Raw genomic sequence first — 19,514 nt, 5'->3', positions numbered from 1 at the left:
TGGCGCGGGCATCGATGTCGACACTGCCCACGCAGACCCACTCGCCGTGCATCTGGCCCAGCTGGACCTTGGCACGTTTGAAGCCACGCGCGCCGCCGCCGGTGGCGCCGCAGAGGTGGAAGACGGTCTTGCGAACGATGCTCACGCTTGCTCCGTCCGCAGCGCTTCCTGGACCGACTCGGCCGGCACCAGATGCAGTTCAGCGACGTGCGCAACGGCCTCGTCGTGGGTCATGTTCTCGGCGGCAGCGCGGACGGCTTCGCGCAGGGTCGACTTCTCGACACAGATGTTGGTGTCCATGGGGACGGCTCCTCAGGAGAGTTCGGCCTCGGCCTCGGCGGCCTGGGCGTCGGTGGGCGGGGAGAAGGGGGTGACGGCGCCCACAGGAGGGCGGCACTTCATGCAGGCCTGCATGGCTTGGGCGTGCTCGAGGGTGCAGTCGCCGCAGTACGCAGGGACTTCACCGCGGTTCATCCGGGACAGGGCGCTCGGGCGGTTCAACGCGCCGCGGTAGCAGTCGACCAGGAACAAGGTCCACGTCCGCTTATCGAAGCAGGCGGGAGGCTTCTCCGCCATCCGCTGGACGCACTCGGGGAGCTTCTTCGAGCTCAGCGAGTCAAAGCGCCTTCCGCCCATTCAGTTGACCCCCGGGGCAGTTGTCCGGGCATCCGGCCGGGCCGACTCAGGGGCGGTGCCGGGGACCACGCCGAAGCGCTTCAGCACGAGGATGCCGACATGGTCAGCACCGTAGAGGTACGTCACGGCGATGAGGCGCAGCAGCGCAGCCGTGGACGTGCCCCGCTCTGCCGCCTTCTTGGCGAGCGCGGCCTTCAGATCGGACGGCAGGCGGAATTCAAAGTCGTCGTCGTTCTTCCCGAACAACTCTTCATCAGCGAGGCTCAAGCGCCACGCTGCGTAATCTTCAGGGGTCAATTCCATGTCAACAGGCTCCAGTGACTTGGTGAATTTGTGGGCAGCTGCCCGGGTCAGAGGCTTGGTGATGCGGGCGGCTCTCGCAGCCGAGCAGGTGTTCGCCGCGATCGAACGGGCAGGGGACATCCCGCCGGCAGTCGGGACTGCAGCGAGGGGAAAGCGCGGCCGGCCATGCCTGCCGCGACGTGCGCGTGTCGCGCGGTGAGAAAGAACCCCGAGGCATGACGCCCCGGGGAAAGACCGTTGCTCCGGCCGCCCAGGGAGGAAAGACGGCTTTGATGCAGCAACGGGAGGAAAACGGTGCAAAGACCGGTCAGAGGCCGCATGTCAGGCGGCTTTCGTCATAGCAGTGGGAGCCGGAGCACCCTTGGTTCCGACGAGGTCGGGCCACTCGCGCCACCAGTCTTCAGGGCGAAGGTCCCAGCGCTTTACCGGAGTGGTGGCGTCGCGGTTCAGCGGGTGGATTTCGATGGCGATGCAGAGCCTTGGGGGAACGGGCCGCCAGGCTTGGTCAGTGCGGTCTTTGGTCCAGCCGCTGATGGTGGGCTGCGAGATGCCAAGTGCATCGGCCATCGCCACCTGGTTGCCAAAGTTCTTGATTGCCTGCTGAACACCGTCCATGCGGCAAAATATAGGCAATGCGCTTACTTGTGTCAAGCGCATTGCACGTTATAGGCAATGCCTGTTGGAATGCCCGCATGCTGACGGGGAAGGATCTAGGAGCCGCGCTCAAAGCGGCCATGAAACTGAAGGGTGTGACCCAGCAGGACGTGGCCACTGAGTTCGATGTACTTCAGCCTTCGGTGTCAGGCTGGACCCGGACCGGGCGGATCGACAAAGAGCACATCGAGCATCTGATGTCCTACTTTGCCGACGTTGTCGGACCAGAGCATTGGGGCTTCAAGGTTTTCGCGGGCAGCTTTGACGCTGCTCTCGACCAAGCAACGAAGAAGGTTGCTTCTCAGCTCTCTCCGGACCACGTTCCACCCGGTATGTCACTGCAGGCTATCAGCCTGGCAAGGCGGTTCGACGCGCTGACGGACGAGGAGCACCAACGGATCGCCTACGCGTTGATGGACAACGCGTTGCAACAGTTCGAGTCGCCTCCGCCAGCCGCACCGCGCGCAGCGCGTAAACCAAAGCGCCCGTCAGGTCCTGGTCGCTGAAGACACCTATTGGGCGTCCCTTCCGGGCTAGGTCTTCGCTGATTCCTCGAAGCGCCGGCAGGCAGCCAGTCGGCGCCGCCAGGGCCAGGCTCTCCGTGTTCGTGGATGAGCAGATCCAGTCCATCAGGACGCCATGCATTTGCGCGGGGTCAACTCGCATCGTCAGCAACTGAATGACAAGGCCTTGGCCGTGGATCAGTGGCATGGCCAGCGCTTCGCGAACGCTGAGAGCTGCGATCGAAGGGCAGGGGGTTGCGACGATGACGATTCGAAGTTGTGGTTTCTCAATGACCTGGAACACGCGATGCAAACTGATTTCCTTCCGGCGCGCCTGTCGGTCTTGTGTCTCGTAGTGAGTGGCGCAACCCCCTGATGCGATGGGTCCGTTATGGCCTGGGGGAGCCCTGATCTAGGGGTTGTCCAACTACCATCGGTCCGTCAGGGCGACGGGGCTAGTTTCACTTTCGAGCGGTGCTTGAGCAACTGGAAGGTTTACGTGCGTAGCGGGAGTAGTGGGGATGATTTCGGAGGCATATGAGGCGCTCGCGGCGCCACCGAGTGCCGAGCGCTTCGCGACCGCGATGCAGGAGATAGCGGAGAGTGAGGGCGCTGACAGGTTCCTCGTGCTCAAGCTGCAGGGCCTGGCAAAGCGCGAACTCGCGGAGGTGATTCACAACGGTGGGTCTGCCGTGGACAGACTGCTTGGCCATCCACGTGATCTCGTGTTTGACCGCCTGACGATGGCTCTGAGTCTGAATGGTCCGTCGCTGATGATTGGGCCCGGGAGCTACGCCTTGCCCATGGATGGCTATGCCAATGGTGCTGCGACCATCAATCGCGACAAGCGATTCGGCTGCGTCGTGGTCTTTGCGCGGGAGTCCGCCATTGGTGACGACGAGCGGATGGGAATGCTGGCTGCGGCGGCTCTGGCCGCGACTATGGCTCTGGCGGGATTCAACTGCGCACCGGCAAAGGCCTGCACGCTTACCGACCGAGAACTGGAGTGCCTGCGCTTCTATGTGGCAGGCGTTTCGCCGAAGGCGACGGCCGCAGCGCTGGAGATCAGCGCGCGAACCGTCGAAGGGCACCTCAAGCAGGCCAGGATGCGCTGTGCCGTCGACAACACTCTGGCAGCGGCCATGATGGCGTTGAATGAGGGCTGGATTGAGCCATCAGATATCCGAAGGCTCGCAGCTGGTTAGCTGTTGCCGCCGCCGAAGGGGATGCCGAGGACTTCATAGATGATTTCGAGCAGGCTCATTGAGACTCCAGTGGTTATGTAGACAGGTCACATCGACCTACCTCCACTGTGGCCATACGCGCGTAAATCTACTAGCTGGCAATTCAACCAGTTGCCCGCCCGATCATCCGTCGATCAACCCACCTTCGATGGCTCGGAGCACGGCCATCGGCGCCGACGTGGCCTGCAACTTGGCCATGACCTTCCCCTGGACTTGGCCTTGACTCGCTATGACGACTCGGCCTCTGCGCAACGAAACGGACTGCGCATCTGCCGCCCACTTCAGCGCCTCGACTTCCCCCTTGGTGACGGCGTTCAGATCTACGGCCGGGGATGGAAGGTGGATCCTCTTTGCTGCCGCGTGGGCGTGCTGAGCCAACAGCTGCAGGTGGCTCTGCAGCCGGAGTCGTTCAACCCCGTTCGGAATGGGGTCCAAACTGTCCACGCCGAAGCAGAAAGTCTCCGCATGGCTGAACTCGTGGATCGAGATTGCCATTCCATGGCGGTAGCCGTGCGGCGCGATCAGCTCCCACAGCTCGCCGGCCCCGGAGGCCACGTAGAACCCTTGGTCATAGACATGGCAGCCCTGCGTGGCCTGCATGGCCGTTAACAACGGGTCGCGAATGCTCAGGTCGAACGACTTGAAGGACTCGGCAAATGCATCCGGGTGATTGCCGAAGCTGCGCACCAGCGCCTTCCCGCTCGCAAGTCGGCCGCGGATCAGAGTGCCACCGGACAGACCGTAGCCAAGCTGGCGCGCAGCCTTGACCAGCCGGCTTTGTAGCGTCTCGGCGTCGGGGGACTGGCCGACGTCCACAAGGTCTTGATAGGTCAGCATGCGTCGGCGGACTTTAGCGGCATGCCGGAGAGCATCAGCTCATTCGGCTGGTCAGCGACCCAAAGCGCAGGGTGATGAAGAGACCGTGAAGGGTTAGCACCACGCGACCGGCATCGTGACCTGTGAAGAGGTCAAAGCAATAGCTCGTCACCTCCCAAATGGCCTGCGTGCGCCGGTAGTCCACGAACCACAGCAACGGTGCCCAGGCTGCGATCAGTAGGTAGATCGCCGTCCAGCCGTCGGCGAACTTCGTCAGTCTCGTTCTCACTCTTGCTCCCTTCTGACGGCAGTACAGCATGCGTTGAAAAATATAGGCAATGCGCTTGACGTTGATAAGCGCATTGCCTATATTTCGGCCGACGCACCCACAGGAGCCACCATGGAAGCGCTGCAGCCCCCCCGCAAACAGACCCTCGCCGAACGGCTTGTTGAAGCGGAAGCCGACTTGGCCGCCGCCAAGAAGGCCCAGCAAACCTACGACCGCCAGGCCGACGAATACCGGGCGTTGTCGGCTGAGCCGAACCCGACGCAGATCCAGTCGAACTACATCAACGCCAGCATTCAGTGCCGGGCCCAGGCGGCGGGCATGGAGCGCGAGGTGTTCGATTGCGATGCCCGTGTCCGTGCTCTGCGGGCGATGCTGGCTGACCAAGGGGAGGGCGCCGAGCTGGTGTTGCCTGCCGAGCAGGTCGCAGCGATGGACGAGACGGCCGGGGTTCTGGGGTGAGCCGCTGGCCTCACACCCCCGACACGGCGCCGGGTCGCCTGTGCTCGGAGCGGGACCTTGATCGGCGCATTGCCGAGAACGCGGCGCAGGGCAAGTCGGACCGCTCGCTGCCGCGCAACGCCGTGCCGCCTGCCTATCCCTGGCGCGCTCTTGCCGCGGGCCTGCTCGTGATGTTCGCCGCCATCGCTGGCGCGCACATCGTCCTGCGGATCCTGCCCGAGCTGGCGACTCGATGAAGCCCGACCAGATCGCCGAAGAGGCCTTGAGCCTCATCACTGCAGGAGGTGCGCTGCTGTCGTGCCTGCTGCTGGTCGCCTCGATGGTGATCACCCTTTGAGGCCCCTTGTGGTCAACAACCGGGAGAAGACATGCACCCCAATTTCAAGCGCACCGCCCGTCCTCGTCGTCCCATCCGATGCGGCCGCACCCGCGCCGACTACGTCCACTTCTGCAGTGCCTACCGCGCTGCGGCGCACGAGTACGGCATTCCGCGCGAGAAGTTCTACAGCTGGCTCGCCACCATGGACTACCGCGACAAGCCAGGCATTCACACCGGCGCCGGTCTGCTGATGTGGAGCGGCTGCCGCGCACCCATCAGCGCCCACGACGCCGCTCTGCGCGTGCTGGCTGGCTGGGCTCCCGGCTTGATCGGCGTGGATCTGTTGCAGGCCCGCGCAAACCTGGCGCAGCAGGGTTTCCGGTGGCCGACATGGCGGCGCGTTCCCGAGCCGGTCTAACCAAGTCAACAACCTGGAGAGCGAGATGCAAGACCCTTACATGCTGCCCTACGACCCGGACGCGAAACGCCGGGTTCTTCAAAGCGAGGAACTCGAAGCCATCAACGCCAACAGCGGCGGCGAGCACGTCGACAGCGGCAAGGGCGTCTTGATCCGCCGCCTGCGTGGCCGCGCCGACTTCATGCGCCACCAGAACGACCCCAAGAGCGCGGGCCTGATGAGCGAGGCGGCCGACGCTCTCGAAACGCTGCCGGCCTGACCCCAGCCGCTCGCCCGGCGTGCCGGGCCTGCGAGTGTGGTCCCAGAAGGAAAGAACCCATGAACGCACCCAACCAACCCATTGCCGAGACCCCTGTCGCAGAGGTCGTCGCCCTCGTCATCGCGGCCCAGCTGCGCCAACCCATTGAAGATGTGAGGCCCGAGGCCCGCCTCGTGGCGGACCTCTCCGCCGACGAACTCGACATCCTCGAGATCGCGATCCGTCTGGAGGACGAGTACGGCATCCAGGTCCATGACAAGGATGAGCCTTCGCTCGCCACCGTCCAGGGCTGTGTCGACCTCGTCAACCGCAAGTTGGTCGCCCGTGCCCAGGTGTCGGCGAAGCGGGAGGCTGCATGAACGCCACAGTCGCACCCGAGCGCCAAGCGCTGAACAGCTTCGACGCGCCGGAGCCCCGCCTGCCCGTCATCTACTCGATGGCCGAGTCGGACGCCATCGACACGCTGACCAGCAGCTTCTACCCCGGCGCGAAGCGTGAAAGCGTCAAGGCGGTTCTGTCGTACTGCCGGGCTGCGCGCCTGGACCCGGTACAGCGTCCGGTGCACATCGTGCCCATGAACGTGAAGACGGGCGAGCGGGACGCAGACGGCGATGTCTACGAGTGGCGCGACATCGTGCTGCCCGGTATCGGCCTGTACCGCACGCAGGCGGCCAGCACGGGCCTCTACGCTGGCCAGGACGAGCCCGAGTTCGGCCCGCTGCAGACTCTGACCTACGAGAAGAAGTTCACCGTCTGGAACACGAACGAGCGCGGCAAGCGCTACAAGTCCGATGAGTGGCGCCAGGTCAGCATCCAGTACCCAGAGTGGTGCCGCGTCACGGTGTACCGCTTCGTGCAGGGCGTGCGCTGCGCCTTCGTGGCCCGTGAGCTTTGGCTTGAGAACTACGGCACTGCCTCGGCCTGGACCGACGCGCCCAACAAGATGTGGGAGAAGCGCATCCATGGCCAGCTGGCGAAGTGCGCCGAGGCCCAGGCGCTGCGCAAGGGCTTCCCCGAGGCGGTGGGCAGTGGCCCGACAGCCGACGAGATGGAGGGCAAGCGATACGACTTCGACCTGGACGAGTCGGGCAACACGACCGACGCCAGCGCGACGCCACCCCCGCCGCCGGAGATGCCCCCTCGCAAGGCCGCTGTGGAGCCTGCTGCAACGGGCACCATGCCGGCGCCTGCGGCCGCGCCGGCAGAGCAGGGGCCAGCGCCCGCCCCGCAACCCACACAGCCGCAACCCGGCGTGTTCATGGCCACCGGTGGCGAGAAGCAGAACATCGTCGTGCGCTGCCGCAACGCCAAGCGCGCGCACGCCGACGTGCTCGACGCGGTGCTGGGTCAGGGCCACGGCGTCAACCCGGACACCTTCGACGGACTGACCAAAGAGCAGTTCAAGCAGCTGCGGGCGGCGCTGTCGTGATGGGTCTGACCTTCGACGAGCCCTCGCACACCTACCGGGTGGATGGTCGGGTCGTGCCGAGCGTGACGCAACTGCTCGACAAGCTGCACGACTTCGCGGGCGTGCCTGAGGAGGTGCTCGAGGCGGCGAAGCAGCGCGGCACCTACGTGCACCGCATGTGCGAGATGTTCGACAAGGACGAGCTGGACATCCCGCTGGTGCCCGTGCACTACCGCGGCTACCTGTCGGCCTGGGAGGCGTTCTCCGTTGAGTACGGGCCGCAGTGGCAGGGCATCGAGTTCCAGGACTTCTCGCGCCTGTTCGGCTACGCCGGGACCATGGACCGCTGCGGCACGTTGCCCCTGAAGTACCCGCCGACGACGCGCTGGGTCGTCGACATCAAGACCAGCGCCGACGCCCACCCGGTGTGGGGCATGCAGACCGCAGCCTACCGCCAGATCAAGGCCGAGGCCGACGCGAGCTACGCGCTGGCCCGACGCGCCACGGTGCAACTGCGCGCCGACGGTCGATTCAAGTTTCTGCCCTGGGACGAGCCCACCGACTGGCCGGCCTTCCAGAGCCTCATCACCCTGTCCAACTGGAGCAACAAATGCCTGAAGTGACCGACATCGCCACCATCCCAACGGCCGACCTCATCACCTCGAACGAAGCCGTGCTTAAGGCCGCCATCGAGGGCATCGGCAAGGTCATCATCCTGCGCCCGGAAAGCCTGATGCTGGCGCAGACCGGCATGCGCGTGCAGTCCATCATCGACACGATCTCGGTGGACCTGGAGATCGCCGGCACGCTGACCATCGACAGCCCCGAGATGCTGGAGGAGGCCACGGCCATCGCCGGCCGGTTGGCCATGGCCTGCGCAGACAGCGGCGCCATTGAGATGGAGCGCAAGGCGCTGGTTTCGCCCTTCAACGACCTGGTGAAGAAGGTCAACGAGGGCTACGGCGCTCCGCGCACGTTCGTCGCCAACGTGCTGGCCGGCGTGAAGTCCAAGATCCTGGCCTACAACGCCGAGCAGCGCCGCATCGCGGCCGAGAAGGAAGCCGAGGCCGCCGCCGAACGCCAGCTCCTGGCCAGGGAAGCAGCCGACCGCGAGGCCCAGGCCAACCGAGATGCGCAGGCACTCGTGCAGCAGGCCCAGGAAGCGCAGGCCGCCGGCAGCGAGATCACCGCGGGCGCGCTGCTGCAGCAAGCCTCGGTCAAGGTCGACGAGGCCCGCCAGCAGGCAGACGTGGCCGTCACGGCGATGCACACCCGCGCCACCGTCGCGCCCATCGCAGCCGCCAAAGGCGTGCGCGGCAAGTGGACCGGCGAGGTGACCAACAAGGCCGCGCTCATCCAGCACATCGCGGCTCAGCTGGCCAGCGGTGACGAGAGCCTGCTCCACCTGCTCGACGTGAACCCGTCGAACCTCAACAAGCTGGCCGACATGCAGAAGAGCGGCCTGAAGTTGCCGGGCACCAAGCCCGTGTTCACCGAGTCGCTGAGCGTCCGCAAGGTCGCTTGATTGAACCCAGTGTGGTTCACGGCGTTGCCCACGTGCTGGGTCTAGGGGTGCCAAGCCGTGAACTACCCGCGAGCGTTTCGCTCGCCCGAGGCCCGCGTTGGGGCGTGATCGGAAATCAGCGCAGCAGTGCCGACACAGGGGTGCAAGTCCCTGATGCAAGCGGAAACCCCGCCTCTGCGAGTCGAAAGACCACCCGGGATGGAAGGCCCGGACCCTTTTCACCCACCAGGAGCTACTCATGCCCAAGGACTTCAAGCAGCCCCAAGCCTTCGAAGAAGGCGACGCCCCGCACATCGACCTGCACGCCGTCGACTCCAGCAAGCTGGCCGCCGTCGGCTACGACGCCAGCACCCAGACCCTGGCCGTGACGTTCAAGACGGGCAATGCCGTCTACCACTACCCGAACGTCAGCCCCCAGCAGTACGCCGACTTCATCGGCGCTGAGTCCGTCGGCAAGCACTTCATCGCGCACTTCCAGTCTGCGCCGTTCAAGAAGTACGCCATCGGCGCCAAGGCCGAGGCCTGACCACTCAACGGGGCGGCGGTGTAGGAAATCGGCACCACGCCAGCCGCACGGGGAACAGGAAGGTTAGAGCCCTCATCCGATGCCCGTCGAGTCGGGAAACCGTACCGCTGTATCGCCGGGGTTGCGTCCGGCCCGCCCCACCAAACCACCGAGATTCACATGAGCACAACCCAAGTCGAGCTGCCGCGCTACCGCTGCCACAAGATCGTCAGCGCCGCCAAGATCACCGAGCTGCGCGGCAACGGCCTGCAGAACGCCCCTGACGTCGTCCTGGGCGAGATCGGCGCCATTGCGTGGCTCGATGAGGCCTGGCACGCGAAGCACCGGCCGGAGGTGGGCGGCTACTACGTCGTCTACAGCGACGGCTACCTCAGCTACAGCCCGGCCAAGGCCTTCGAGGAGGGCTACACCCGCGAGCCGGCGAACTACCAGGAGCGCGTGCGCCGCGAACTGGCCGAGCGCACCGGCGAGCTGGACCGGTTGAGCGCTTTCATCGGCGGCCCGAACGCAGCCTGCCTCACGACTCTGCAGCATCAGTTGATGGGCGAGCAGCAGCGCGTGATGCGCGATCTGGTGGATGTGCTGGCCCGTCGCATCGCCGCCTTCCAGGACTGACGCCATGCGATCTATCCGCCTCTGGATGACCGCCTTCATCGCTGTTGTGGCGGTGCTGGTCATCTCCTCCCTTGGGAGCCCTCAGTGAAAGAACGGCCCATCCCCTTCAGCGCGCCGATGGTGCGCGCCACCCGCGCCGGCACGAAGACGCAGACGCGTCGCATCGCCAAATGGTGCAACGTGGCCGCGGGGCTCAACATGAGTTTCTCGGGTCTGCGCGCCGTTGAAACGCCCGCCGGCTGGGTGCTGGAGTCGGACACCCGGACATCCAGCGAATGGCGATGTGATCCGACGCCATGCCCATACGGCCGGCCCGGCGACCGGCTGTGGGTGCGCGAAGCGTTTCGGTTCCCGGAGAGCCTGGACCATCTCTCGCCATCAGCGGTCGGCGACAAGGCGCTGGACGCCGGCTATCCCAAGCCCTGGTGTCCGACTCAGTTCGAGGCCGATGGACAGCGCCGCACCGTTCAGGAATGGCGCGACTTCGTGACGCCACCGACGCCGAACGAGCCCGGCCGCCTGCGCCCGCCGATGTTCATGCCGCGCTGGGCCAGCCGCGACACGCTGGACGTCAACTTGGTGCGCGTTGAACGCCTGCAGTCGATCAGCCGCGAAGACGCGCTGGCCGAGGGCATCGTGAAGTTGAAGGACGGCGGCTATGGCCTGCCGGCCGGCGAGCACTACCACTTCAGCGACCCGCGGCAGAGCTACTTCAGCCTGTGGGAGGCGATCAACGGGCCGGGCAGCGTCGAGGCGAACCCGTTCGTGTGGGTCGTGGGCTGGCATCCGCTGGAGGCAGACCATGGCTGACACCGCCAACACGGGGCCAATGACATTCCACCTGTGCGTCAGCGTCCGCGGTGCGCTGCGCTGGCCCAACACCCGTCTCGCCGGCATGTTCCGCAAAGACGGCCGGCGCCTGAAGGGCTCCGAGGTGCGCGAACACCTGATGGACCAGCTCGCGGCTGGCCGCGAGCACATCCCTTGCGACAAGACCTGTGCGAATCCATGCCCTCGCGCTGGATGCGCGGGATTCGACTACGGCCCCGAGGGCGGCTGTCCTGGCTATCCCACGCAGGAGGCCACCCATGGCTGAGAAATCCGAAATCTCCTGGACCGACGCCACCTTCAACTGGTGGGAGGGCTGCACGAAGGTCGGCCTCGGCTGCGACGGCTGCTACGCCGAGGCGCGCAATAAGCGCTTCAGCGGTGGCCAGGCCATCAACTGGGGCCCAGGCGCACCGCGGCGGCTGACCAGCCAGCACAACCGCAACAACCTGGAGCGGTGGAACCGGAAGCGCTTTTACGAGTGCGAGAGATGTGGCTTCCGCGGCGAAGACGACGCCGAGTCGTCCCGCCTGTGTATCTGCATGACGTGCGGCACGCGCCTGACGCCGACCCGCCGCCGCGTCTTCTGCTCCAGCCTGTCGGACCTGTTTGACAACGAGGTGGAGCAACTCTGGCGGGACGAGATGTTCGCCAAGGCCGAGGCCTGCACAAACCTGGACCTCTACTGCCTGACGAAGCGCATCGGCAACGTCCGACGCATGGTGCCCGAGAGCTGGCTGAAGCAATGGCCATCGCACATCCGCCTTGGCGCCACCATCGTGAACCAGCCCGAGGCCGAGCGGGACATCGCGAAGCTGACTGCACTGCGCTGCCCAAACTTCCTCAGCATGGAGCCGCTGCTTGGCCCGGTGGACCTGACCACGCTGCGCGTGCCCAACACCGTGCTGCGCAACATGGTTCCGGCCATCACCAAGCTCGACTGGGTCATCGTCGGCGGCGAGAGCGGGCCCAGCGCACGGCCGATGCACCCGGACTGGGTGCGCAGCCTGCGCGACCAATGCGCCGAGGCCGACGTGCCGTTTCACTTCAAGCAGTGGGGCGAGTGGGTCAGCGTCAGCGAGCAACCTGGCGCGGGGCCGCATCACCAGTTCGACGACGGCGCCACGGTTCGACGCATCGGCAAGAAGGCCGCCGGCCGCCTGCTCGACGGCCGCACGCACGACGGCTTCCCGTCATGAGCCGCAGAGCCCGCCAGCGCCAGGCCGCACGCCCCTGGACCCAACCCCAGCCCGAGCCCCCGCCCATCCCGTGGGACGCAATCGAAGCTGACCTGCAGCGCAGGCAGCAACAGCAACCGAAAGGAGATGCCTGATGGCCACGAAGTACGACTACACGAAGCTCGACGCGGCGATCTTGAAGTCGCTCAACGAGAGCAACCCCGTTTTGTTCACCGGCCTGTACCAAGGCAAGGTCCGCGCAGCCGCGGAGGCGCTGGAGGACCAGGCGCGCGGCCATACCAAGTCCAAGAGGGATGAGAAGCCGTCCTGGCGCTTTGTCGACGGCCGACTCCAGGCTCTGCGCAAGGCCGGCAAGGTCAAGTACCAGCGCAAGCCCGAGGGCTGGGTGCTGGTCAAGGCGGAGGCCTGATCGATGTTCAAGCACCTGATCCTGTACCGCATCGGCGGCGACATGCCGGGCAGCGCTGAGGGCCTGTGCGAGATCCTGGCGCAGAGCGCGTTCGTGGCCACCGGCCCCACGCAGAAGCAAAGCACCGGCTGGGTGCCGCCGCGGGGCGACGACCACGGCCCCTTCGTCCAGGTCATTGACGGCCACTGGGTTGTCAAGCTGCAGACCGAGACGCGCCTCCTGCCCAACTCGGTGATCGAGGACCGGCTCGAAGAGCTGGCCGACCACGTCGAGAAGGGCACAGGCCGCCGGCCCGGCAAGAAGGCCCGCCGCGACCTGAAGGAGCAGGCCATCCACGAGCTGCTGCCCAAGGCCTTCACCAAGCGCACGAGCATGCTGGCGTGGATCGACACCGAGGCCCGCATCCTGGCCGTCGACGCCGGCAGCCAGGGCAGGGCGGACGAGTTCGTCTCCATGTTCGTGCAGCACGCCAGCACTGGCCGCATGAACCTGGCGCTGATGCAGTCCAAGGAATCGCCGGCCGCCTGCATGGCGGCGTGGCTGCTGGACGGCGACATGCCTGAGGGCTTCGCCATCGACAGCGACTGTGAGCTGAAGGGCATGGACGAGCGCAAGCCCGTGGTGAAGTACGCCCGCCACCCGCTCGACATCGACGAGGTCAAAGCCCACCTGACGAGCGGAAAGATGCCGACCAAGATGGGCATGAGCTACGCCGAGCGCGTGGCGTTCGAGCTGAACGAGGCCGGGCACATCAGGCGGCTGTCCTTCCTGGACCTGGCTTTCGAGGGCCGGCCGGAGGTGGCGGCCGACGAGCAGTTCGACGCCGACGTGGCGCTGGCCACCGGCGAGCTGCGCAAGCTGATCGCGTCGCTGATGCATGCGCTGGGTGGGGAGTACGTGCCGCCCATCGAAGAGGCCGCGGCCTCGCCCGCGACGCCGACCGGCGACGAGCCGGACCCGCTTTACGACCAGGCGGTCGCCGTCGTGCTGCAGCACAAGAAGGCGTCGATCTCGCTGGTCCAGCGGCATCTGCGCATTGGCTACAACCGCGCCGCCCGGCTGCTGGAGACCATGGAGAGGACGGGCCTCGTCTCGCCGATGGCCGCCGACGGTCAGCGCCAGATCACCGAAGGGGAGCACGCCTGATGCGATCCACCTACACCTACGCCACCCTGGAAGTCAGCCGCTCGACGTATCAGGAGATCGCCAAGCTGCTGCGTGACGCCGGCTACGACCATGCCTTCGACGCCGAGACCGGCGCCATCGACATGCACGGCATTGGTCTGCTCAAGGCTGAAGCCGAGGACGCTGCCTACAGTCTCGACGCTGATCCTGCCGGCATCCGTGCCCGGGTGGCTCACGCCATCACTGGAGCCCTGATGCTGGGCGCCCAGAGTGGTCAGAAGCCGCCCGAGGGCCACTGGCTGACCGAGTTCTACCGCATGGCTTGGGCCGAGCGAAACGAGCCCCGCCACTTCGACATCGTCGAGGAGGTGCTGATCGAGGCACGCCGACTGGTGTCGGGGTGCGAACGTTCCGGAATCGCCTTGACCGTCGAGCGTCGGCCGTTGAAGCCGCTCGCCATGGGCAACGAAGAGCAGGTCGTCACGGTCTGGCCCCTCGTGCCACGCGGCGAAGGGAAGCTGTGGTGCATCCACATCCCCGGCCCTGGAGAGATCCACGCGATGCCCAATCGCGCAACAGCGAACCGCTGCGCCTGGGGAAGCAATCACGCAATCTTCAAGTGGCTGGACGAGAAGCAGGCGGGCCAGACGCCCGAGGAGATCGCTGCGTGGCCCGCGCGCGAATCTGTCACGGCGGTCGTTCGGGAATGGCCCGGCACGCCTGAAGAGCACGCCGCAGCCCTGAAGGCCTTCGACCCGGTCGCCTGGAGGATCGCATGACGGACGACCTCGACCGAGCTCCGCTCAGCAAGCCCGCCGGCTGGTCCTTCTCGCAGATCGACGACCGGACCATCCGCATCACCGATCCCCTCGCTCCGGGTGACCTGGTCATTACCCTCGACGACCAGGCCGTAGCCATGCGCGTGCTCTGGCGACTCGCATCGGACTTGATCGCAGCGCCTGCAGCCCAGCAGTGGCTGCCTATTGAGACGGCGCCGACGGACGGGCGCGTGCTGCTGCTTGGCTACTTCAACGCAGTCGGCAAGTGGCGCACGCTGCGCGGCGAGTGGATGAGCGCCGACTACATCGCCGAGAACTGGGAGAACCCAGACGATGGCGAGCCCGGCTGGTACGAGACCAGTGTCGAGAACGACGACGTGCCCAACTGCTGGCGCACTGATCCAACCCACTGGTTGCCGCTCCCCGCTTCTCCTGGAGCAGCCCAGCCTGCAGCCACTCAGGCAGAGCCGGCCGCACCGGTGGATGTTGTGCTTCCTCCGCTGCCTGAGACGGTCTACAGCCTCTTCTATGAAGACGAGGGCGACGAGGATCACGGCGACGAGGGCTACCAAGAGGTGCTCGACGAGCCTGGCTACACCGCCAAGGAAATGCGCGACTACGCCCGCGCTGCCATTGCAGCCGCCCCTGCCGCAGCAAGCGTGCCGGCTGAGTGGCGCGAGTTCGTCGAGCGTGTCGCCAAGCAGAAGCCGGAGAAGCCCGACCACTGGAGCGCGTGCAGCCAGTGCGAGCACAACATCAGTGATGCGGAGGACTTGCTCTCCACAGATCCTGCCACTGCACCAGATGCACAGCAGCAGGGACAGGGGGACCGTCCATGAGCAAGGGCTGCAACTACGAAGCGCCGACCTTCGGCGCCAGTTACCCGGACGGCACCTGCATTGACGGATGGATGTGGGATCTCGACTCTGGCGACGGAGACGGGCTGACCAGCGGAGGCGACGAGCCGTGCCCCTACTGCAACACCGTCGAGTACCTGGAATGGCAGGGCCTGGCCGTCGGCGGGAATGCCCGCCAGCGCCGCAAGGCTCGCCGCGCCGAGGTGAAGCGCGTGCAGGCCTGGGCGATTTCTCGGTCCACGTTCCACCCGGTCACCGGAGTGAACCTGTTCAGGGCTCGCCGGGCCGCCGCCGCTCCCGGCCCCTCACAGGGAACAACGACATGAGTGACGAATTCCTTCAGGGTGTCTGCGTCGCCCTCCAGCATGTCAAGGCCTGCGATGCGGTCGCGTGGGGTGAGATCGTGCGCGCTGTTGGCGAGGACGACATGCTGCGCTACGCCGCGCACATTGAGCCCGAGGAATGGGAGCTGGCAGGGTTCGATCAGCACGCCAAGTCCGAGCTTGGCCGTGGCAAGCCCAGGAAAGCCACAACGCTGCGATACCGAGCGGCCGACGGCACGGTGAAGACCACCGAGTTTCCTGGTGAGTTGCCTCCCCAGTCGGCGCCCAGCGCCCACGCCTTAGTTGAGCAGTGCCGCGCCGCGCTGGCAGAAGAACTCAGCGCCTGGGACATCGATCCGCCGCTGCACCACGTCAAGCAAGCTCACGACGCCTGCGTGTCGTGGCTTGCCGCCAATCCCATCAATGCCGGTCAAGTATGAAACTCACCAAGCCCCAGCGCGAGGCGCTGCGCCTCAAGTACGACGGTCTGTGCGCCTACTGCGGCAACCCGCTGGGCGACCGATGGCACGCCGACCATATCGAGCCTGTGGAGCGCAAGCTGGAGGCCGTGCGCAAGGACGGCGTCTACAGTCTCCGCACGACTGGCGAGGTGCATCGGCCCGAGCGTGACGCCATTGCGAACCTGAACCCGGCCTGCGCACCGTGCAACATCGACAAGCACACGCTGTCCCTTGAGCAGTGGCGCGACCTGATGCAGCGCTCGCACGAGGTCATACACCGAGACAGCGGCACCTATCGGCGCATGAAGCGATACGGCTTGATTGTCGAGAGCCGGGCGCCCATCGTCTTCCACTTCGAGCGCGTGGTAGCCCAGGCCGCTGCCGCCTGAAATTCAAGTCCCCCATTGCCAAACACCCCCATGACCCCCACACCCGCACCCGCACCATCCTCCCAGCCTGGACCTGAGGCCTGGGCCATGACCGGCGACACGGACGGCTGGACGGCCAGCCACGACGGCATCGGCTCCAGCGAATACCGCGCGATCAAAGATGCATCCGGCACTGTTGTCGCGCTCGTCGTCGCGCAGAGCGATGACCACTGGGCCAATCTGGACACGGAGACGCCGGGCCGCCTGATCGCCGCCGCGCCGGATCTGCTGTCCGCGCTGCGCGACCTGGAGGCCTGCTATTGCGATGCGCGCGAAGAGATGTCTCGCGCCGAGCGCGCTCATCACCGCAACGTGCTGATGGCCGCCCGCGCCGCCGTCGCCAAAGCCACCGGAGCCCAAGCATGACCACCGAAACCCAAGCCCCTGATCCTGCACCGGCATACCGCATTGAGACGGTGGGCGACATGCTCAAGGTTCCGGCTGAGCGGCGTAGCGACATGCTGCGCGAGATTGAGCAGGCGCTGCTGTTTCACGAGTTTTCTGCCAGCCTGGCAACCGACTGCGGCATGGACTTCCCCCCGCTCAGCGGCCTTGACTGGACCGATGACGGCGACCGTTCGACGCATTTGCAGGCTAACGGCAAGCCGCTGCTGTCGATGAAGGTCACCAAGTCGGCCGCCGCAATCCCAGCCCCTGAGGGTGCCCATCTCAGTGCCGCAGACCTGGCCGAAGAGGTCGAGCGCCTGAAGACTCAGAACCGCGACGTGGCCTGGATGATCGTCAACAACGACCAAGAAGGCGCCGTGCAGTGGGCCAAGGGGCTGACGACTTCGCTCGACGACGAGATGGAGGTGCGGGCCCAATCCCCAGCAGAGGGGGATGCGGAACTGAAAGACGCCGCACATGCCGCGATTCGCGTGCTCGAAGACACCATGCTGCGGTCGCAGACCAAGGACGTAGAGACTCGGCGCCGGGCCGCATGGACGAAGCTGAACCAGGCGCTTGCCAATCTCGAAGCTAAGCCCCAGCCCAAGTGGGCGGCGACCCGCGAAGCGTTCGAGGCGTGGTGCGTGCAGAACTGCTATCCCACGTCGAAAGTCGCCAACGCCCACGACGAGGACGGCAGCCCGGTCTACACGGACCCGCGCACGCACGCGGCCTGGTTCGCTGTCCAAGACCTCGCCACCCAAGCCCCCGCGCCTGCACATGAGCTGACGGATGAGCAGATCGCCCGCACGCTGACCAAGACGCTGCGCGGCCACGGCAACAGCCCGCTGCTCGTCTTCGCAGACGGCGAGCCAACCAATGTCGGACGAGCGCTCGCCCAAGCGTTCCGCGCGACTCAAGCCTCCGCAGTAGCACATGCGCTGCCGCCCGGTCTTCGCCGCGCCGCCGAGCGTACCCGCGAAGACCTTGGCACGAACGGCACGAACTACCCCGACGTGCGGGAACTGCTGGCCTTTGCGGAGGCAGCCATCCAAACGGCGACCAAGCCCCCGGTACAGGACAAGCAGCCTCAGGCGGAGACGCTGACGGCTGAGCCCTTCAATGCAGCTTCGCCGTCTCCAGCACCTTGAGCAGCTCTTCAAGGGCCATGTTCCTGGCCAGCCACATCACCTTCAGCCGTTGCACTTCCCTCGGATCGCCATTGCGAACCTTCGGGTACATCTGGTGAATGGTCTCGTCGAACGCGACCACCCGAAGCCATGCGTCATCGATCTCACGCGCTGTAGCCATAACGTCGATTCTGCGCCTATGACCATCCACTGCCCATACTGCAAGCAACCAGCCGAGTTGGTGACCGGCGCCGAGATCTACCGGCACCGGCCCGACCTTGCCGCGCTGAACTTCTGGTCCTGCTTTCCGTGCGGGGCCTACGTCGGCTGCCACAAGCCGGGGGCCTATTTCTGGAAGGCAGGCAAGAAGGTCATCAGCGACGGCACCGTGCCGCTAGGCCGGCTGGCCGATGCCGAGCTGCGCCAGGTGAAGCAGGCCGCGCACGCTGCGTTCGATCCGACCTGGAAGGACCGCGGGCAGCCCCGCAGAACCGCCTACGCTTGGCTGGCGCACCAGTTGGGCATACCCGTTCAGGACTGCCACATCGGGCAGTTCGATGTCGATCAATGCCGGCGCGTCGTCACCATCTGCCGCGCGTTACGGCATTGATCGGTGAATCAGAGCCTGTGAACGGCGCTATTGATGCCCGCATGCAGTGATGAAAACAATTCCATATGCGGTGATCTCAACAATTCCCCTCTGGAAGTGTAGTTCGCGATCTCGAAGGTGTGGGGTGCTGCGCATTTGGAGCTCAATGAGTGGTGTTGCATCCTTCTCAAGCGCTTCGTAACGCGTGACGTCCTTCAGCCATCGAGTTCGGTCAACTTCCAATATGCCAAGGCCTGAAAGATTGGCCAAATAGGCTGAGACGTTCTCCTCAAAAACTAAGCCTTCCGCCAATCGGTCTTCGGTTGCGTTTCCTAGAGAAATTGTTCCAGGCTCGCCGATGCGCTGTGCTAGAGCCGTCAAGTAGGGGACTCGCCCCTCCCTATAGATTCTCGGCAGCAATATCGCTTCGTCAGGAGAAATGTTGTTTATCACATTAACGAAACTCGGATGAGCATTCTTTACTCGTCGCTTGTCCGATGCGGAGGCAAGCAGTTTGGTATAAAGGTCAGATAGCTTTTCGTCCGAAACGTAGGTCAGCTTCTCGATGATCGGGACCGCTATCTCCGGCGCGGCCGGAATAACTTCGTCCTCAGGAACGGTTTCCATTTCTTTTCGATATTTATCCATGTTCTGCGTAAACAGAATGCGTGCCCGCTCATTGACCAGCGATATCGGGATAAGCAGCGTATTGCCTAGGCCTAACGAGGTCTCCAGCGCTTTCCCCACCTGGCGAACGCCCGGTTGCGCTAGATCGGCGTAGATCGTTTCCAGAAGGCCCGTGAACTTTGAGAAAGCGTCCGCGACGTGTGCAAGATCCAGTGTCATTTATCCTCCTACTGAGCATCTCAAGCTTATCCAGTTGCGAATGTTCTTGGACGCTGTAGAGTCCCGCCCACGCGACACAAAGGCTGGGTGATCCGGTCAAAACATCAAGCTGCGCCCCCTGGATGGGCGTAGCCATATCCGAAGCCCGCCCGGCACCCCTGGCGGGCTTTGTCGTTTCT

General features: G+C 65.3%; 33 protein-coding genes. 25 read left to right on the top strand and 8 right to left on the bottom strand.

Features of this window, described 5'->3' with window-relative positions; translation table 11 throughout:
* Positions 1 to 141: 141 nt before the first annotated feature.
* From VGF12_RS07240 to VGF12_RS07225, 4 genes are all read right to left on the bottom strand, one after another.
* Positions 142 to 300, bottom strand: a complete 159-nt coding sequence (locus VGF12_RS07240) for a hypothetical protein (RefSeq protein WP_331175368.1) — start codon at positions 298 to 300, stop codon at positions 142 to 144.
* Between the two features lie 12 nt (positions 301 to 312).
* The gene (locus VGF12_RS07235) at positions 313 to 531 is read right to left on the bottom strand and encodes a hypothetical protein (RefSeq protein WP_331175367.1); all 219 of its coding nucleotides are present in this window, start codon (positions 529 to 531) and stop codon (positions 313 to 315) included.
* A gap of 105 nt (positions 532 to 636) precedes the next feature.
* Positions 637 to 939, bottom strand: coding sequence for a ribbon-helix-helix protein, CopG family (locus tag VGF12_RS07230; protein WP_331175366.1), 303 nt, complete (start codon positions 937 to 939; stop codon positions 637 to 639).
* 321 nt (positions 940 to 1,260) lie between these two features.
* Entirely contained in the window at positions 1,261 to 1,554 is a 294-nt protein-coding gene (locus VGF12_RS07225; RefSeq protein ID WP_331175365.1) for a transcriptional regulator, read from the bottom strand.
* 77 nt (positions 1,555 to 1,631) lie between these two features.
* Here VGF12_RS07225 and VGF12_RS07220 point away from each other — a divergent pair, with 77 nt between their 5' ends.
* Both VGF12_RS07220 and VGF12_RS07215 read left to right on the top strand, forming a co-directional pair.
* Positions 1,632 to 2,099, top strand: coding sequence for a hypothetical protein (locus tag VGF12_RS07220; RefSeq protein ID WP_331175364.1), 468 nt, complete (start codon positions 1,632 to 1,634; stop codon positions 2,097 to 2,099).
* Positions 2,100 to 2,617: 518 nt separating this feature from the next.
* Positions 2,618 to 3,301, top strand: coding sequence for a helix-turn-helix domain-containing protein (locus tag VGF12_RS07215; RefSeq protein ID WP_331175363.1), 684 nt, complete (start codon positions 2,618 to 2,620; stop codon positions 3,299 to 3,301).
* Between the two features lie 162 nt (positions 3,302 to 3,463).
* On the opposite strand, the gene VGF12_RS07210 is transcribed toward VGF12_RS07215, so the two are convergent.
* Positions 3,464 to 4,177 carry an autoinducer binding domain-containing protein gene (locus VGF12_RS07210; protein ID WP_331175362.1) on the bottom strand — a complete coding sequence of 238 codons (714 nt, stop codon included), beginning with the start codon at positions 4,175 to 4,177 and terminating at the stop codon, positions 3,464 to 3,466.
* A gap of 34 nt (positions 4,178 to 4,211) precedes the next feature.
* A complete protein-coding gene (locus VGF12_RS07205; RefSeq protein ID WP_331175361.1) occupies positions 4,212 to 4,445 on the bottom strand; it encodes a hypothetical protein in 234 nt (77 codons plus the stop codon).
* 111 nt (positions 4,446 to 4,556) lie between these two features.
* On the opposite strand from VGF12_RS07205, the gene VGF12_RS07200 reads away from it, so the two are divergent.
* From VGF12_RS07200 to VGF12_RS07095, 22 genes are all read left to right on the top strand, one after another.
* Positions 4,557 to 4,904: a hypothetical protein gene (locus tag VGF12_RS07200; protein ID WP_331175360.1), complete on the top strand. Its 348-nt coding sequence runs from the start codon at positions 4,557 to 4,559 to the stop codon at positions 4,902 to 4,904.
* Complete coding sequence (locus tag VGF12_RS07195) at positions 4,901 to 5,140, top strand: hypothetical protein (RefSeq protein WP_331175359.1); 240 nt, start codon at positions 4,901 to 4,903, stop codon at positions 5,138 to 5,140. Before VGF12_RS07200 ends, VGF12_RS07195 begins: the two co-directional genes overlap by 4 nt.
* 132 nt (positions 5,141 to 5,272) lie before the next feature.
* Positions 5,273 to 5,641, top strand: a complete 369-nt coding sequence (locus VGF12_RS07190; RefSeq protein ID WP_331175358.1) for a hypothetical protein — start codon at positions 5,273 to 5,275, stop codon at positions 5,639 to 5,641.
* Between the two features lie 25 nt (positions 5,642 to 5,666).
* Positions 5,667 to 5,900 carry a hypothetical protein gene (locus tag VGF12_RS07185; protein ID WP_331175357.1) on the top strand — a complete coding sequence of 78 codons (234 nt, stop codon included), beginning with the start codon at positions 5,667 to 5,669 and terminating at the stop codon, positions 5,898 to 5,900.
* Between the two features lie 59 nt (positions 5,901 to 5,959).
* Positions 5,960 to 6,259 (top strand): acyl carrier protein, encoded by a 300-nt coding sequence (locus VGF12_RS07180; protein WP_331175356.1) that lies wholly within the window; start codon positions 5,960 to 5,962, stop codon positions 6,257 to 6,259.
* Positions 6,256 to 7,329: a phage recombination protein Bet gene (gene bet / locus VGF12_RS07175; protein WP_331175355.1), complete on the top strand. Its 1,074-nt coding sequence runs from the start codon at positions 6,256 to 6,258 to the stop codon at positions 7,327 to 7,329. Before VGF12_RS07180 ends, bet begins: the two co-directional genes overlap by 4 nt.
* Positions 7,329 to 7,931, top strand: a complete 603-nt coding sequence (locus VGF12_RS07170; protein WP_331175354.1) for a hypothetical protein — start codon at positions 7,329 to 7,331, stop codon at positions 7,929 to 7,931. Before bet ends, VGF12_RS07170 begins: the two co-directional genes overlap by 1 nt.
* Positions 7,919 to 8,833: a hypothetical protein gene (locus VGF12_RS07165; protein ID WP_331175353.1), complete on the top strand. Its 915-nt coding sequence runs from the start codon at positions 7,919 to 7,921 to the stop codon at positions 8,831 to 8,833. Before VGF12_RS07170 ends, VGF12_RS07165 begins: the two co-directional genes overlap by 13 nt.
* 238 nt (positions 8,834 to 9,071) lie before the next feature.
* Positions 9,072 to 9,359, top strand: coding sequence for a KTSC domain-containing protein (locus tag VGF12_RS07160; RefSeq protein WP_331175352.1), 288 nt, complete (start codon positions 9,072 to 9,074; stop codon positions 9,357 to 9,359).
* 159 nt (positions 9,360 to 9,518) lie between these two features.
* Positions 9,519 to 9,974, top strand: a complete 456-nt coding sequence (locus VGF12_RS07155) for a crAss001_48 related protein (RefSeq protein ID WP_331175351.1) — start codon at positions 9,519 to 9,521, stop codon at positions 9,972 to 9,974.
* 84 nt (positions 9,975 to 10,058) lie between these two features.
* A complete protein-coding gene (locus VGF12_RS07150) occupies positions 10,059 to 10,784 on the top strand; it encodes a hypothetical protein (RefSeq protein ID WP_331175350.1) in 726 nt (241 codons plus the stop codon).
* On the top strand, positions 10,777 to 11,070 hold the full coding sequence (locus tag VGF12_RS07145) for a hypothetical protein (RefSeq protein WP_331175349.1): 294 nt from the start codon (positions 10,777 to 10,779) through the stop codon (positions 11,068 to 11,070). Before VGF12_RS07150 ends, VGF12_RS07145 begins: the two co-directional genes overlap by 8 nt.
* Positions 11,063 to 12,001 (top strand): phage Gp37/Gp68 family protein, encoded by a 939-nt coding sequence (locus tag VGF12_RS07140; protein WP_331175348.1) that lies wholly within the window; start codon positions 11,063 to 11,065, stop codon positions 11,999 to 12,001. The genes VGF12_RS07145 and VGF12_RS07140 overlap by 8 nt, the downstream gene beginning before the upstream one ends.
* A gap of 133 nt (positions 12,002 to 12,134) precedes the next feature.
* A complete protein-coding gene (locus VGF12_RS07135) occupies positions 12,135 to 12,410 on the top strand; it encodes a hypothetical protein (RefSeq protein ID WP_331175347.1) in 276 nt (91 codons plus the stop codon).
* Between the two features lie 3 nt (positions 12,411 to 12,413).
* Complete coding sequence (gene rdgC / locus VGF12_RS07130) at positions 12,414 to 13,556, top strand: recombination-associated protein RdgC (protein WP_331175346.1); 1,143 nt, start codon at positions 12,414 to 12,416, stop codon at positions 13,554 to 13,556.
* On the top strand, positions 13,556 to 14,314 hold the full coding sequence (locus VGF12_RS07125) for a hypothetical protein (protein ID WP_331175345.1): 759 nt from the start codon (positions 13,556 to 13,558) through the stop codon (positions 14,312 to 14,314). The genes rdgC and VGF12_RS07125 overlap by 1 nt, the downstream gene beginning before the upstream one ends.
* On the top strand, positions 14,311 to 15,153 hold the full coding sequence (locus VGF12_RS07120; RefSeq protein WP_331175344.1) for a hypothetical protein: 843 nt from the start codon (positions 14,311 to 14,313) through the stop codon (positions 15,151 to 15,153). Before VGF12_RS07125 ends, VGF12_RS07120 begins: the two co-directional genes overlap by 4 nt.
* Entirely contained in the window at positions 15,150 to 15,497 is a 348-nt protein-coding gene (locus tag VGF12_RS07115) for a hypothetical protein (RefSeq protein ID WP_331175343.1), read from the top strand. Before VGF12_RS07120 ends, VGF12_RS07115 begins: the two co-directional genes overlap by 4 nt.
* Positions 15,494 to 15,934 carry a hypothetical protein gene (locus tag VGF12_RS07110; protein ID WP_331175342.1) on the top strand — a complete coding sequence of 147 codons (441 nt, stop codon included), beginning with the start codon at positions 15,494 to 15,496 and terminating at the stop codon, positions 15,932 to 15,934. The genes VGF12_RS07115 and VGF12_RS07110 overlap by 4 nt, the downstream gene beginning before the upstream one ends.
* Positions 15,931 to 16,344, top strand: a complete 414-nt coding sequence (locus VGF12_RS07105) for an HNH endonuclease signature motif containing protein (RefSeq protein ID WP_331175341.1) — start codon at positions 15,931 to 15,933, stop codon at positions 16,342 to 16,344. The genes VGF12_RS07110 and VGF12_RS07105 overlap by 4 nt, the downstream gene beginning before the upstream one ends.
* A gap of 87 nt (positions 16,345 to 16,431) precedes the next feature.
* Complete coding sequence (locus tag VGF12_RS07100) at positions 16,432 to 16,749, top strand: hypothetical protein (protein ID WP_331175340.1); 318 nt, start codon at positions 16,432 to 16,434, stop codon at positions 16,747 to 16,749.
* Positions 16,746 to 17,921, top strand: a complete 1,176-nt coding sequence (locus VGF12_RS07095; protein ID WP_331175339.1) for a hypothetical protein — start codon at positions 16,746 to 16,748, stop codon at positions 17,919 to 17,921. Before VGF12_RS07100 ends, VGF12_RS07095 begins: the two co-directional genes overlap by 4 nt.
* Here VGF12_RS07095 and VGF12_RS07090 read toward each other — a convergent pair.
* Positions 17,890 to 18,081, bottom strand: a complete 192-nt coding sequence (locus VGF12_RS07090) for a hypothetical protein (RefSeq protein ID WP_331175338.1) — start codon at positions 18,079 to 18,081, stop codon at positions 17,890 to 17,892. The genes VGF12_RS07095 and VGF12_RS07090 overlap by 32 nt on opposite strands.
* 18 nt (positions 18,082 to 18,099) lie before the next feature.
* On the opposite strand from VGF12_RS07090, the gene VGF12_RS07085 reads away from it, so the two are divergent.
* Positions 18,100 to 18,510, top strand: coding sequence for a zinc-finger-containing protein (locus VGF12_RS07085; RefSeq protein WP_331175337.1), 411 nt, complete (start codon positions 18,100 to 18,102; stop codon positions 18,508 to 18,510).
* A 27-nt stretch (positions 18,511 to 18,537) separates the two neighbouring features.
* On the opposite strand, the gene VGF12_RS07080 is transcribed toward VGF12_RS07085, so the two are convergent.
* The gene (locus VGF12_RS07080; protein WP_331175336.1) at positions 18,538 to 19,335 is read right to left on the bottom strand and encodes a DUF4393 domain-containing protein; all 798 of its coding nucleotides are present in this window, start codon (positions 19,333 to 19,335) and stop codon (positions 18,538 to 18,540) included.
* Positions 19,336 to 19,514 lie beyond the last annotated feature (179 nt).

The sequence above is a fragment of the Roseateles sp. genome (assembly GCF_036404855.1).
In the GTDB taxonomy this organism is placed as follows: domain Bacteria; phylum Pseudomonadota; class Gammaproteobacteria; order Burkholderiales; family Burkholderiaceae_C; genus Pelomonas.
The sequence above is the reverse complement of the archived record's forward strand: the minus strand, read 5'-3'. Positions and strand labels throughout refer to the sequence as shown.